Raw genomic sequence first — 13900 nt, forward strand, 5'->3', positions numbered from 1 at the left:
ACGCAGATCGCTTTTTTCAGTCTAACCAATAATCTCTCGTCGTTCCGCTCCAACGAAGTGTTCGACCGCTCTGAGAGTTTAGAACTCGCCTTCTAGAACAAATTCTTCCTGATGTGGGTATCTAAGCATAAAGTTTTTAATAGCCTCAACCATCGAAATGAAGCACGTATCTTTGCTTTTCTCGCTATCTTGTTTTAGAACTTCAAGCCATGTCTTGAGTTCTTCAATATCTTTGCGATTCAAAATCAAAATATCTCCCTCTGCTACTTGGCGAGTTTCCACGTACTCATAAGTCAAATCATCTTCATCCTTTTCATTTTCTGAGAATTCATAACGATAACGAACAGGGTGATATTCACCTACACCAAGTTCTTCGTAGATCCTATACATCTCAGATGGTTGAGCACCAAATACATACTTCCAAACGTTTTCAAGTTCGCCGTTAATCTTGCATTCGATATATCTTCCCATAACCTCAACCTTAAGATTTAAACCACTCCAAAACATCTTGATTATAAATCTTTATCTGCGTCCATCTGCGCTTATCTGCTCCCATCTGCGGTTAAAATTTAAAACAAAAACTAAACAGGTAAAAACAGTTCTGAAAAACTAATTTCAATCTCAGGAAAAGCTAGCATTCTCATCGCAGCATTATCTGCCACAACTATCTCAGATTGATAGCCTCCCGGTGCAGGATTCCGGTAAATATATGCCTCGCGTCCAACTACATCTAAAATCCAATATTCAGCAATATTTGCTCTGGCATAAATCGGGGCTTTTTCCCGGCGGTCAATTTGTAAGGTCGAGTAGGAAACCTCAATTAACAGCAAGATTTCGCTAGGATTTGGGTGATGGTCGCGATAATCTCCCGGATCGATACGAACAACTGCTATATCTGGTTCCGGTTCTGAAGTCGCTAAAGTAATTGGCAACTGCATCCGAACGTGAGCTTGTCCGGCAAGTAGTTGTTTGATATAATCGGACGATCGTTGAGTTGTAGCAGCATGGAGCGGTGTTTGGGGACTCATTTCAACAATTCTCCCATCTAGCAATTCAATCTTATCACCTTCAGTGAGAATGCCAGCTTCAATCATCCGATGATATTCTTCGACTGTCCAGATTTTTTCTTTTGTTGCTGTCATAATCTTTGCCTGCAAAAGCTTACGTCATATTATAGCAATTGCGAATTCAATCAAAAAACACTGATTTGTCCGGCGTTGGTCGATCGCCCTTTTGGAAGCGTTCCCAAGACTGTTTTAATTGAGCAGGAGCTGGATTATCGCGATCGTAAACCACAAGCACATTCGTCAAATTCCGTCCCGGCGGCAATAAAATCTGCCCTTGATGAGCCAAAGCCACCGAAGCGCCCCCGTCCAAATTCATCGCTTCAAAACAGCCGATCGCCTGCATAACCTTAGCTTCTGCTTCCAAAGACAAACTATCAAGAAAAGTCACCAAAAATAACTTATCTCTCGAAGCCGGAAAACCGATCGCCGTTCTCGAACCCACACCCAAAACATGAGAATCTTTAAAACCTTCCGACAAAGGAGAAAGCCAAACTTTCCCCCCTTTAACCAATCTCGGCCCGCAAGTCAGAGAAAACCAATGTTGACTCCAATCCGGCTTACCTTCGATTCTAGCCGTCACCATTTCCAAGTGATTTCCCGCTTTAATTCCCAACGTCGTGCCGTAATTTTCCCATCGGCTGTATTTCAGAAACTTACCCGCCGCCACCATATTTCCCAGCACAGATTTCTGCTCGTCTTTGCCAAAAAAAGTCCCGTTAGCAACAACAGCAGCTTGGTAACGCGCCACCATATTTTCAAAAGGTTCGTCGCCCCCAGTTAGTTTAGAAGTATTGGCAAAAGCTGAATTATTAGCTAAACCAATTGTGATATAAATTTCTGGATCGGCGAGGTCAATAGTTGTGAGATAAAAACTGGCATCAGCTACATTTTTGCTGCTGAGTTGTAGGGGTTTTGCTTGCTTAGCAGAACGTTTGATAATTTGAGGTTGAGACGGCTGCGCTGCGGGAGAATTTTCTGGCGATTTTACAATAGGATTACTCGGCAGAGGTTGATTGGTTTTTCCCGATTTTACAATGGGATTGCTGGGGAGAGGTTGAGGAGTTTGATTTGATTGTATAGTTGATAAAAAAGCGAGTGACTTTTGCCACAGTTGACCCGCGAGAGTCAAGAAGCTATCTCGGTTTTGGGCGATCGCAAAATAGTCAGCCGCAACCCGCACCAAAGCTATGCCCGTTAAAAATAAAAAAGTGCGCCGCAGCATGGGCTGACAGCCTTGAGACTGTTGGCGTTTAGACATAAAAAATCTCAGCTAGGATAGCGAACAGTTTTCTATGGCTGTGACTACAATGGGCGCAGAAATTCTGAAACCACCAGTAGCAGGGTGCGCCGGGCCGCGCACCTTACCACTAATTCAAAACTATTTCCCTAGCCCGTATTCCGCATCCCCGCAGCAATACCATTAATCGTCAGCAGAGCTCCCCGCAACAATTCACCCTTGCTGTAACGCGAGTGAATTACCCCCGGAACCCCGCCGCTACCGTGCTGTCGCAAGCGTTTCAGCAGCGAAACCTGCAACAAACCCAAAGGCACAATCGTCGCATTTCGCAACTGCACGGAACGCTGCAATGCCGGATCTTCGTCCAACAAACGTTGGTGTCCGGTAATACTTAAAACCAAATCGCGAATCAAGTGAAATTCGGCAGCAATTTGATCGAATAAAGCCTTAAAACGCTCCTTGTCAGCCGGCAATGCCAACTCCCGCACGTAGTGTTCTGCAATCTGCAAATCCACCTTAGATAAAGTCATTTCCACCTTAGAAATTACCATTCTAAAAAACGGCCATTTCAAGTAGAAATACTGCAAAAGTTTCATGTGTTCTTCCGGTTCCTCCAGCAAAAACTCTTGCAAAGCTGTGCCGACACCGTACCAAGAAGGCAGCAAAAAGCGGCTTTGAGTCCAGCTAAACACCCAAGGAATTGCCCGCAAACCGCTGATGTCTTTTTTGCCGCCGCGCCGGGCCGGGCGAGAACTGATTTGCAACTGACTGATTTCTTGAATGGGGGTAACTTGGTGGAAGAAATCGACTAAATCCGGCTGTTCGTAGATTAAATGGCGGTAGTGCGATCGCGATCTCACCGACAACTCCTCCATAATCTCATTCCAAGGGTCGATGCCGTCAAAACCAGTGTGCAGCAAACTAGCTTGAATTACCGCCGCCGCCACAGTTTCCAAATTGTAAAGCGCCAACTCCGGCAAAGAATATTTAGAAGCCAAAACCTCGCCTTGTTCGGTAATTTTAATTCGCCCGCTAATACTCTTTCCGGGCTGAGCCAAAATCGCCTTGTAAGCAGGCCCGCCGCCGCGCCCTACAGAACCACCCCTGCCGTGAAAAATCCGCAACTCCACACCGTGTTTTTCCGCAACCCTTTGCAAAGCCTTTTGAGCTTTCTGAATTTCCCAATTGCTGCTGAGGAAACCAGAATCTTTATTGCTGTCAGAATAGCCCAGCATTACCTCTTGCAATTTGATATTGTGGATGGGGCTGTGCAGCTTTTCTTCGCTTTTTTCCGCTACTTCCTGCGCGTATCCTCCTGTTAGCAAAGCCCGATAAAGCGGCAGTTCAAAGATATTCTGCATTACCAACGGCGCTTTTTTCAAATCTTCCACCGTTTCAAACAGGGGAACTACTTGAACGCTGCTAATTCCTGTCGCCGGATCGTACAGTCCTGCTTCTTTTGCTAACAATAAAACTGCCAGCAAATCGCTGACATCGTGGCTCATGCTGATGACGTAAGTTTCGCAAATTTCCGGACCAAACTCCTGCTGCATTTGGCGCAATATTCGGAAGGTATTAATCGTCTCGCAAGTTTTGGGAGAGAAGGGCAGTTCTGCTGGAATTAAAGGGCGGCGAGTTTGCAGTTCAGTTGCGAGCCAAATAATTCGATCGCCTTCTGACATTTCATTGTAAGACTTGGGCAAAATTTGCAAGTATTCAGCAATTTCGCTCAAAGCGTCGGAGTGTACTGTTGACTCTTGGCGGATATCTAGGTAAGCCAAATTAAACCCGTAGATTTCTACTTGGCAGAGCAGATTTTCCAAGTCCCGACAGCTCAAACCTGTTTCGACTAAATTGTGTTCAATGAGCTGCAACTCGGTCAAAAACTCAGCGCCCGATCGATAAAGCCCGGTCATTCCGGGATGTTCCGACAAAGCTTCGCGCTCCCGCTGCAACTCGTCTCCTTTGTAAAGACGCCAATTGCGATCGCGCGTATTTTCCAGTCGCTGCTGCACGTAGGCCAGCTTCAACCGATAAGGTTCTTGGCGGTAGCGGATCGCCCACTGCTCGTAAACCTCGGGAAATTCCGATTTGTCGCGATCGAGAGATTCGAGCAATTCCGGCAGCACATCGCTCCAGTGCAGCGACAAACTCAAAAGTTCGTTCAGCCGCTTCACCGCGCCGATGTACTTCTCTAGCACCAAGTGGCGCTGATAGCAAGCCGTTTGCCAAGTAACTTTCGGAGTCACAGAAGGGTTGCCGTCCCTGTCCGAGCCCACCCAAGAACCGAACTTGCAAAAATTGTAACTAGGCGGTTTCAGGTAAGGGTAAGAAGCGTGCAGAGCTTGCTTTAAGCGGTGGTAGAGTTCCGGGATAGCATCAAACAGCACTTCCTCGAAGTAGTGCAGAGTGTACTCCACCTCGTCAAGCACAGTCGGCTTGAATTGGTGCAGTTCGTCGGTGCGCCACCAGAGGCGAATTTCTTCCATTAGTTGCTCTTGGAGAGCCGCCGCTTCCCAGCAAGACACCGGGTAGGGGCTTTGAGAGTCGGCTCCGAGCACCTGAAATTTCTCGTCAACTTGGTCTAGCTGTTGGAGAATCTTCGCCATCCGCCGCTGCTTGGTGCGGATCGTGTGGCGCACAATTTCCGTCGGGTGAGCGGTGAATACCAAGCGGATGTCCAACTGATCGATCAAGCGCTGGATTTGCTGGCTCGGCACGTTCAAGCGCAGCAGCATCGGGAAGAGTTGGTGAAATGTTCCGGCGTCTCGGGCGATCGTCTCGCTGCTGTCTGCACTGCGAGGAGCCGTTTGGGCGGGGCTTGGGCCTTCCCTGTGCCGCGGGCGATCGGGCGCATCTGCGGCTTGTCCCGGCAGCTTAGAAAACATCCGCCCACCAGCGTCGTTACTGCTAGAGTAAGCTAGCTGTTGGTCTCGCTGTTCGTAGTGCTGTTCGACAATGTTGATCAACTGAAAATACAGCGCAAAAGCCCGAGCGGCCCGGATGGCTGCGTTGAGGTCGAGCTTTTCGATTAGCTGTAGGACATTTGACTCGCGAAAGTGAGTGGCCTGTCCCTCGGCGGAATTGACCGATCGCATTTGTTGGAGCAAATCCACCAATTCCTGCCCGCACTCCTGTCGCAGCACCGATTCCCACAAGTCCTCTACTACTTTGAGGCGATTGCGCAGAAACAGGTCTGATTTTGAGTAAGCGGGTACATGGGAAATAGATATTGCATCAATAGCCTGTTCTGAAGACTGGAGGACTGAACTCATCGGGCTGTTCCTCAATAGCTGCGGGTGTCTGTGAAAATTGTATTGTTTAGTTTCGCCTAAAACACTTTTGTTTGCAGTCAAATTAGAGACAACTTATTGGAAGGTAGAACGTAGAAGGCACTTATGTACAAGGTATAAGGAAAGAAAAATTACAAATGCACGGAGTTTACCCATTGTCAAGTTCTTAGGTCACAAAAATTAGCTTCTACTTCTGTGATTGAGGAAAGTTGAGAACCGGGAGGCGCGAGCCCCGAAAGACTTCTTCGCTTTCAACGCCGATCGACGCAACAAACTTAGCAGCAGAAGAGGCCACCAGCAACCCGCCCAGCATGGGTAAGGCGGCCAAGCTCAATAAAATATCTGAGGGAATTGGCAACTTTGGACTGTTAGGTGTTTGAGTTTTTGGCAAGTCTTGGTTTTCCGACGGCATAAATTCCTCCTGTGTCCATCTGTAATCCTTAGTTTACAGGGTAACTAATAATAGTGGCCGTCCTCTACCGAATGCCTTCTGACTAATGACGCGGGACTTTTTCCTTCGCTTAACTTGGCCGCTTGTGTGCCAAAATACATTCGAGGTACTATAAAAAAACTATTCCCAACGATTGGGGCCGAGGGGATACAGGACTCGGTATTAAGTCGAGCAAGAGTTAAACCTCAACAAACGTTTAAACTCGAAGAATAAAATACTTGTAGGTAAAACCTGTAAATTGTGCTATCTGTAGAAAACAAAACCAGCCTTGACGAAATTTAAAGTCCCATGTTGAATGCGAACGGGAGCATATTGGCAGACAATCGATCGGCCGCGTCGCAGTGGGCGCAAGAAGCTTTAGGGCTTCCCGAAGTTCAAGTACAAGCGCGTTTGCGGGGAAACCACCTGCACATTTTGTGCGAAGCAGCGCAGTGTCCGTCTCAGGAATTGGTGACGGCGAGATTCATCAGCGCGATCGAACAAACTGATTTAACGCGACTGCTGCCCGATCGACCTAAAATTTACCAGTTGTTTCTGTGCGGCCGCAAACTCGGTGCCCGACAAAATGACTGGACAGTCCGGCTCGATTGCAGCAGTAAAGATCGACAGCAACAACAACCGGAACCAAAACTTTCCCACGTGCCGCCAACAAGTCCCGACGAACCGCCAGCAAGTCATAAAAGAGGCGGATTTTTCGGCAAATTCAAAAATGAAAACCATAAACTCAAACAGACACCAGGGACAGTAGAAACACCGACCCAACCGCCGCAGGTGCGGGAAGAACTCGATTTTGACCGCGAAAGTCTCCCCATCGCCTCCCGCATTCAATACCCAGAAGTTTTTGAAACTTCCCCCGTCACGATCGACACTTCGGCGGCGCGGGAAGCTTTCAGTCCCCCCGTTGCCCAGCACGCACAGGAAACATCCCCGCAGAAAGCGAACCGCGGCGCGGTGGCTTTGATTCAATCCCCCCAATCCGGCTCAGGCGACAGCGATCGCGCTGGAACTCTGGCGGTTTCGGCGGAAACTTTGGCGCGCCGGGGCTATCCAGATGCGATCGCCAGCTATCTCAGCGAAATCCTCGGGCCGATGGGAGTTTCGGTGAAAGTCAGCATTCGCGAAAAAGAACTCAAAAGCAGCCAAACCCTCGACGCGAATGCGCCGGAAAATCTCAAGTCCAAAGAACGCAGGCTGCTAGTGCTGTGCGAGTCAGCTTACAGCCCCGACCCATCCTTGCTCGCAGAACCGATCGCCGGCAGGCTGCGGAAACTGAAACTAGAGGATTTCCGGGAAGCAGTGATCGGCAGTCAAGTTGCAGGCGAAGCGAAGCCGGACTGGCTGCTGCGGGTCGATTTGACTGCGCCGGACACAATGCTCAAAGCATGGGCCCGCTGGGGAGATGTACAGTCGATCGCCAAACTGCTAAACCAACACTTGGCGGCATCGAGAGTCGAAGTGCGGGCAACCCTCAAAGAAGCAACCCTCCACCTGTTTTGCAGCAAAATTGCCAAAAAAGGACAAAAACCTAAACGCCAAGAATACCCCGACAAGCAGCAAACCACCGACGCGATCGCCCCTTTGTTAGCATCCTTCGCACCCCAAGGCATCCGCGCAGCTACAATCTACGGCGTAGAACCCGTCACCGAAAGCAAGACCGAGCCGGAGTCGCCGGTGTGGATAGACTGGGTGGACTTGCCGGCAGCCCACCACCCCGACTTAGCTGCGAGCCCCAGAATATTAGCCGCCCAGGGCGACCAATTAGCCTTGACTTTTTTGCTCGACAGGTTGCTCAATCCCAATCTCAACCGCAAGCTCGAAACCGGGGGGATTCGGGCTGTGGCGCTGCACAAAGCCGACGTGCTGCACGTCATGACTGAAGCTCTGACTTGCCCTTCTCAGTCGAAGGTAGGCCCACCGGTGGCTAAATTTTTGCGGCAGTTACAAATTCCGGGAGTCGCAGGGGTGCGAGTCTACGGGCGGCGCGCCGGTCAGAAACTGCCCCTGTGGCGCTACGGAATTGACCTCAGAACGGCGGTTGACGAGCGATCAGCGCAGGCACCCGCACCGGCTCCCTCGCAACTGGCTGTCTTGGAAAAGGAACCGGTGCCGGAGTTTGCGGCATCCGTGGCAGATGGGAGTTTTTCGGGTTTGGGCGAGCAGCTTGACGAGCCCGCGGCCGACTCTTGGCGGCGCCGCTTCAAAATCAGACTCCCCGGATACAAGCTGGGCGAGCATTTAGTTCAAGCTGCGGTGCAACCGCTTGTCGCTTCGGGTTTGTTTGTTCCCAACGATGGTTTGTCAGCGAATGCTGCCGAGCCCGGGGGCGTGAGAGCCGATCGCGCGGCCCGAATGGCATTGATTTGGGCGATGGCAGGCTGTCTGCTGACTTTCAATACCGATTGGTTGCTGGGTCTATTTCTTCAATCTGCGGTGGTCAGTCAAGCTCCGAGCGCTGGAGAAGTTTGCATCGCCCCAAATTGTCAAAATTCATCCCCCAAGCCTCCGAGCGACGTTACAGCCAGACGGCCGTTGGAAACCCCGAACCCCGTTCCCCTTTCTGAGGAGGTGAATTTGCCTCAAATTCCGTTGCACCCATCGCCAGAAGCGAATCGGGAAGAGGCTTTCAATGGCTCTGGGTTTACGAAACCGGGGAATACTAGCGTTCCTGTAGCTGAGGTTTCTGCTGCTCCCGTGTTCCCGACTTTGAGGAGCGAGCAGCTTGACAAGCAGATTGCGCGCTACCAAGAGTACATCCGCCAGCACAAAAAACCGCCGGATATCTTAATTGTCGGCAGTTCTAGGGCGCTGCGGGGCATTGACCCGGCGGTTTTGGAAACAGCTTTGGCAGCTTCGGGCTATCCAGGGCTGACGGCTTACAATTTTGGGGTTAACGGAGCTACTCTCCAGGTTGTAGATTCGATCGTCCGCCGGATTTTGCCGCCGCAACAATTGCCGAAATTGCTGGTTTTGGCGGACGGGGCGAGGGCTCTCAACAGCGGGCGGCCGGATTTGACTTTTAGCGCGATCGCTTCTTCGGAAGGTTACAGGCAATTGAGCCGGGGTAGTTTTCCGATCCGCACCAATCAATTAGAACCCGAGGAATCGAATCCGAGCGCAAAAAATCCGGTGGCGACTGCCGCTGAATTGGTACACCATTTGGAACAAACTCAAGCCAACGTTCAGCAATTGGTGAGTCAAAAGTTGGTGGAGGGTTCTGCAACTTATAAAAAGCGCGATCGGCTCAAAGGGTTTTTGCGATCGATCGCCAATCCATCAGCCCCTGCTGTAACCGACAGACCCCATACCGACAGCCCCCATACCGCAGCCGAGAACAAACAAACAACTGAAAACGCCCGGCCTACTGCTGGGGGTAAAGCACCCAGCGAATTTCAACCAAACGGCTTTTTGCCGATCGATATACGCTTCAATCCCGATACTTACTTTCAGAATCACCCGAAAGTATCTGGCTATTACGACTCCGACTATCAAGATTTTAAATTGATAGGCGAACAAACTGTAGCACTCAAAAATCTGATCGAATTTACCAAGGTTCGCAACATCAATCTCGTCTTTGTGAATATGCCTCTGACTGAAGATTATTTAGACCCGGTGCGGACAGGTTACGAACAAGAATTCCAGCAATATATGCAACAATTAGCAGCTCAAACAAACTTGATTTTCCAAGATCATAGTTTATTGTGGCCGAAGGCGCGGGAATCTTTTTCCGATCCTAGCCACCTCAACCGCTACGGGGCGATCGCAGTTTCTAAGCGGTTGGCTCAAGATCCCATGATTCCCTGGCCGGCGAAGAAGTAGAGAAGTAGAGAGGGGGAGAGGGGGAGAGGGGGAGATGGGGAGATGGGGAGATGGGGAGAATTTATCGGCTACTGTGCATCTCGATTGTCTGTTATGTTCGAGGGAAATAGCTGGAGAAATACTCCTAGACGCACGCCGATCCCAGAAACCGGGTTTCTGCGAAGATTTCTCGTCCCTCGTCGCAAAATTCTCGTAGAAACCTGGTTTCTAGTCCCCCGGCGCGTTTACCCTAACACTGTCGCTACGCGTTGTTAACATTTAAATCTTATTGTAAAGGCTGGTTAAGCAATATTTATGATTTATATTTAACTCATAAATATTGCTCCGCGACTATCTCAAAACTATTCTTTCCTGCGGCTGGATACTGAACATGAAAAGATTGATATTTCCTGAAAATAGCAAAAATAAACAGATAAAAACTCCGCTAAAAAATCTGCCTTTGATATTTTTTATATTATCTCTAGCATTTTTTTTGTTTAGTTTGTATAAAGGTTTATTTTTACCTTTGGCTTTATCAGCTCCGCCGCCCAGCAAGGAACAAAGTAGCGAACAGCAAGCTTTGGAACCATTCGAGCAGGTTGTCAAAGACGCGCAAAAGTTAGAGGGACTGTTTACCCTTTACCGCAATCAAGCAACTAATAAAGTTTATCTGGAAATTCAACCGCAACAACTCGACAAAAAGTTCCTGTGTTTCGTGACATTGGCTTCGGGTTTGGGAGAAGGGGGCATTTTTAGCGGATTGCCGATCGGCGATTTCTTGTTTCAACTGCGCCGAGTTCAAAATAAAGTGCAGTTTGTGATACCAAATATCAATTTTCGCACCAGTCCGGGCGACCCGCAAGCTGGTTCGGTGGAAAGGGCATTTAGCGAGTCGATTCTTTATTCTTTGCCGCTCAAAAGCATCGATCCGCAAAGACAAACTCTCCTGATCGATTTAGGCGATTTGCTGATGAGCGAAAAGCGCGATTTACCGGGAGTAAAAGCGATTTTGCCGATGATTTTGGGCGCTTCTTACTCGATCGATGAAGACAAGTCTTATTTTAAAGATGTAAAAGCGTTTCCACTGAATGTAGAAATTGCTTCTATTTACGGTTTTTCTAGCGATAATGACAGTGAAGTTAACTATTTACCTTCGATTCCTGACAGTCGGGCTTTTAACCTCCGCATTCACTACAGTTTTTCGGAAGTGCCGCTAAATAACGGCTACCGTCCCAGACTTGCGGACGAGCGAGTGGGCTATTTTCTTACAGCATATAAGGACTTTTCTGACAAGACAGGTAGGGAGCCTTTTGTGCGCTATATCAATCGCTGGCATTTGCAAAAGCAAATCCCCACTGCGCCGGTGTCGCCACCAGTGCAGCCGATCGTCTTTTGGATTGAAAATAATGTGCCTCTGGAATACCGCAACGCAATTCGCGAGGGCATTTTGGAGTGGAACAAAGCTTTTGAAAAGGCTGGTTTTACTGAGGCAATTCAGGTCAAACAAATGCCGGACAATGCTAAATGGGACCCGGCTGACGTGCGCTACAACACTATTAGGTGGTCGAGTTCTTTTGAGCCTGAGTTTGCCGGCATCGGGCCGTCTCGCACTAACCCGCTGACTGGGGAAATTTTGGATGCTGACATTCTTTTGGATGCTAATATTGTCCGGCAAATTAAACAGGGTTATCGGTCTTTGGTGGAACAAAATCGCTCGGTATCTAAGAGTTTTCAAGGGCGAAACGGTTCTAATACCAATCCCTGTCAGTTCGGGATGTATTCTCGCTATTTGCCGATGCTCGAAAATGGGGATTTAGGAAAAAGCAGCGGGGAAAACGAGCGAGGTGGAATTGCTGATGATTTGCCGACTTTGGTGGAAAGATACCAAGAGCAAAAGCGATCGCCTTTATCGCGGTTGATGTCGAGTTCGGATATGTGTTTTGGGTTGGAATCGAGTCAGCAATTTGCGATCGGGGCAATGTCGATGGATCTGTTGGAAAATGCAGCGCCTAGCAGTGGGACGATTGACAATTATGTTAATGAATATATCCGATTTTTGACGGCGCACGAAGTCGGTCACACTCTCGGTTTGAGACACAATTTTCACGGTAGTACGATGCTGCAACCGGAGGATTTGAACAATACTCAGGTAACTCGCGCGCAAGGTATGATTGCGTCGGTGATGGATTATGTGCCGGTTAATTTGGCACCGCCGGGAACTGTGCAGGGCGATTATTATCCGACGATTGTAGGGCCTTACGACGATTGGGCGATCGAGTACGGTTACAAAGTGATTGGCGGCGTAAACCCCAACAGCGACTTACCAGCGCTGCAACAAATTGCCAGTCGCGCCGCCCAAGCGCAATTAGCTTACGCGCCGGATGAGGATTCTGTTGATATTCTCGATCCGGCTGCAAATACTTTCGATCTCAGTGCCAATATGCTCAAGTATTCCCAATGGCAATTGGATAATTCTCGGGCGATGTGGAAGCGTTTAGAAAAGCGAATTCCGGTTGGGGAAGAGGGTTATAACGAACTGCGGGTGATGTTTGATTCGGTGTTCGGGTATTATGTTCAGCAGGTGATGAATGCTACTTTGTACGTCGGGGGACAGTCGTTTAATCGGATTCGCCCCGGTGATGCAAATGCGAAATTGCCGTTTGTGCCGATCGAACTTTCTCAGCAGCGGGAGGCATTAGCAACATTAGATAAGTACGTTTTTGCCCCGGATGCGTTTAGTTTTGCGCCGGAGTTGCTCAACAAATTGGCGCCTTCGCGCTGGGAGCACTGGGGGAGTCCGGCTTTGGTGTTTCCTCTAGATTACCCGATCGGCGATCGAATTACTTTTTTGCAGCGGTTTGTGTTGCGAGTTTTGCTATCTCCGGTGCGTTTGGCAAGACTCCGGGATGCGGAGTTAAAATCAGCGCCGGAAACAGCTTTAAAGTTGCCGGAAGTGTTGGATACTGTGCAAAAAGATATCTGGAAAGAGGTTTTGCAGCCGACAAATAAAAAGATGGAGATTTCGACTTTTAGGCGATCGTTGCAGCGGGAACATTTGGCGATTTTGATCGGAATGGTGCTGCGAAAAACGAATGTTCCAGAGGATGCGCGGAGTTTGGCTTGGTACGAGTTGCGGCAGTTGCGGGAGGGTTTGAGCAAGAGTGTTCGGAATTTGGATCGGAATGCTGATGCTTATACGCGGGCTCATTTGGAGGAAACGCGCGATCGGATTTCTAAGGTTTTGAATTCGCAAATTCAGTCGAATTAATTTGGGGGTTCAGAAACCGGGTTTTTTACGATAATATTTGGTTGTAGCCCGCAGATTTAGTAAAAAACCCGGTTTCTTAGAATCTCAGTCAACTTGCGGCTGAACGAGGATCTGAAAAAATTGCGATCGAGATCAAAAGCTTTCTGGGCCCTTCCCCCATTCATGACCTCGAAAATGCTTGGGGGCAGTTCTTTATGTACGCCAGAACGCTGCAAAAACGAGAGCCGGATCGTCGTCTTTACCTCGCGGTTAATCGCAATACTTTTGAGAAATTGTTTAAAGAAGAAGCTGGGCAATTGCTGCTAGAAGAACCAGATTTTCGTATGATAGTTTTTGACTCAAACACGGAGGAGATTATCCAATGGCAACCGCAAATCAAACTGTAGACCAATGGCGTGAAATGTTGGAGAAAATTCTCCAATATTATGCGGATCTTCCTTACACTTATGGGGAAGTAATTACCTATTTGATAGTCAGCCGCGATCGCAATCATTTTATGCTGATACATGAAGGTTGGGAAAATCATCTGCGAGTTCATGGTTATGTGGTTCACGCCGAAATCCGCAATGACAAAATCTGGATTCATTATGATGGCATTGAAGACGGCATCACTGATGAACTCGTCGCCGCTGGCGTACCCAAAGATCGCATTGTTCTTGCTTTCCATCCACCCGAAGTCCGACAGCATACTGGATATGCGATCGCATAGCTTCTAATAGACCTCTTGCAAAAATCCTTTTCATCAATTGATGGGACGGGCAAGATGCCCATCCCACAAGAGTTATTTTT

The 13900-nt window shown here is 48.8% G+C and carries 8 protein-coding genes and 1 pseudogene; 4 read left to right on the forward strand and 5 right to left on the reverse strand.

The window, feature by feature from the left end; translation table 11 throughout:
- Positions 1-78 precede the first annotated feature (78 nt).
- The 5 genes from QUB70_RS05990 to QUB70_RS06010 all read right to left on the reverse strand — a co-directional run bounded on the left by QUB70_RS05990 (position 79) and on the right by QUB70_RS06010 (position 6009).
- Positions 79-471 carry a hypothetical protein gene (locus QUB70_RS05990; RefSeq protein WP_332978974.1) on the reverse strand — a complete coding sequence of 131 codons (393 nt, stop codon included), beginning with the start codon at positions 469-471 and terminating at the stop codon, positions 79-81.
- A gap of 110 nt (positions 472-581) precedes the next feature.
- Positions 582-1142, reverse strand: a complete 561-nt coding sequence (locus QUB70_RS05995) for a Uma2 family endonuclease (RefSeq protein ID WP_332978975.1) — start codon at positions 1140-1142, stop codon at positions 582-584.
- A gap of 46 nt (positions 1143-1188) precedes the next feature.
- Positions 1189-2325, reverse strand: coding sequence for a phosphodiester glycosidase family protein (locus QUB70_RS06000; protein ID WP_332978976.1), 1137 nt, complete (start codon positions 2323-2325; stop codon positions 1189-1191).
- A gap of 128 nt (positions 2326-2453) precedes the next feature.
- Positions 2454-5579, reverse strand: coding sequence for a phosphoenolpyruvate carboxylase (ppc, locus tag QUB70_RS06005; protein WP_332978977.1), 3126 nt, complete (start codon positions 5577-5579; stop codon positions 2454-2456).
- Positions 5580-5784: 205 nt separating this feature from the next.
- Positions 5785-6009 carry a hypothetical protein gene (locus QUB70_RS06010; RefSeq protein WP_332978978.1) on the reverse strand — a complete coding sequence of 75 codons (225 nt, stop codon included), beginning with the start codon at positions 6007-6009 and terminating at the stop codon, positions 5785-5787.
- Between the two features lie 327 nt (positions 6010-6336).
- Between QUB70_RS06010 and QUB70_RS06015 the strand changes: the two genes are divergently transcribed.
- The 4 genes and pseudogenes from QUB70_RS06015 (at position 6337) to QUB70_RS06030 (ending at position 13820) form a co-directional block, all read left to right on the forward strand.
- Complete coding sequence (locus tag QUB70_RS06015) at positions 6337-9864, forward strand: hypothetical protein (protein ID WP_332978979.1); 3528 nt, start codon at positions 6337-6339, stop codon at positions 9862-9864.
- A 370-nt stretch (positions 9865-10234) separates the two neighbouring features.
- Positions 10235-13111, forward strand: a complete 2877-nt coding sequence (locus QUB70_RS06020) for a zinc-dependent metalloprotease (protein ID WP_332978980.1) — start codon at positions 10235-10237, stop codon at positions 13109-13111.
- A gap of 104 nt (positions 13112-13215) precedes the next feature.
- A pseudogene (locus tag QUB70_RS06025) lies at positions 13216-13497 on the forward strand (element excision factor XisH family protein); the annotation flags it as partial.
- The gene (locus QUB70_RS06030) at positions 13473-13820 is read left to right on the forward strand and encodes a XisI protein (RefSeq protein ID WP_332978981.1); all 348 of its coding nucleotides are present in this window, start codon (positions 13473-13475) and stop codon (positions 13818-13820) included. The pseudogene QUB70_RS06025 and the gene QUB70_RS06030, both read left to right, overlap by 25 nt.
- The last annotated feature ends 80 nt before the right edge of the window (positions 13821-13900 follow it).

The sequence above is a fragment of the Microcoleus sp. A003_D6 genome (assembly GCF_036702825.1).
Taxonomy (GTDB): Bacteria; Cyanobacteriota; Cyanobacteriia; order Cyanobacteriales; family Microcoleaceae; genus Microcoleus.

Bases quoted from the DNA above. Each gene is read 5' to 3' on its own strand.
- QUB70_RS05990 (WP_332978974.1), bottom strand. From the start codon at position 471: ATGGGAAGATATATCGAATGCAAGATTAACGGCGAACTTGAAAACGTT.
- QUB70_RS05995 (WP_332978975.1), bottom strand. From the start codon at position 1,142: ATGACAGCAACAAAAGAAAAAATCTGGACAGTCGAAGAATATCATCGG.
- QUB70_RS06000 (WP_332978976.1), bottom strand. From the start codon at position 2,325: ATGTCTAAACGCCAACAGTCTCAAGGCTGTCAGCCCATGCTGCGGCGC.
- ppc (WP_332978977.1), bottom strand. From the start codon at position 5,579: ATGAGTTCAGTCCTCCAGTCTTCAGAACAGGCTATTGATGCAATATCT.
- QUB70_RS06010 (WP_332978978.1), bottom strand. From the start codon at position 6,009: ATGCCGTCGGAAAACCAAGACTTGCCAAAAACTCAAACACCTAACAGT.
- QUB70_RS06015 (WP_332978979.1), top strand. From the start codon at position 6,337: ATGTTGAATGCGAACGGGAGCATATTGGCAGACAATCGATCGGCCGCG.
- QUB70_RS06020 (WP_332978980.1), top strand. From the start codon at position 10,235: ATGAAAAGATTGATATTTCCTGAAAATAGCAAAAATAAACAGATAAAA.
- QUB70_RS06030 (WP_332978981.1), top strand. From the start codon at position 13,473: ATGGCAACCGCAAATCAAACTGTAGACCAATGGCGTGAAATGTTGGAG.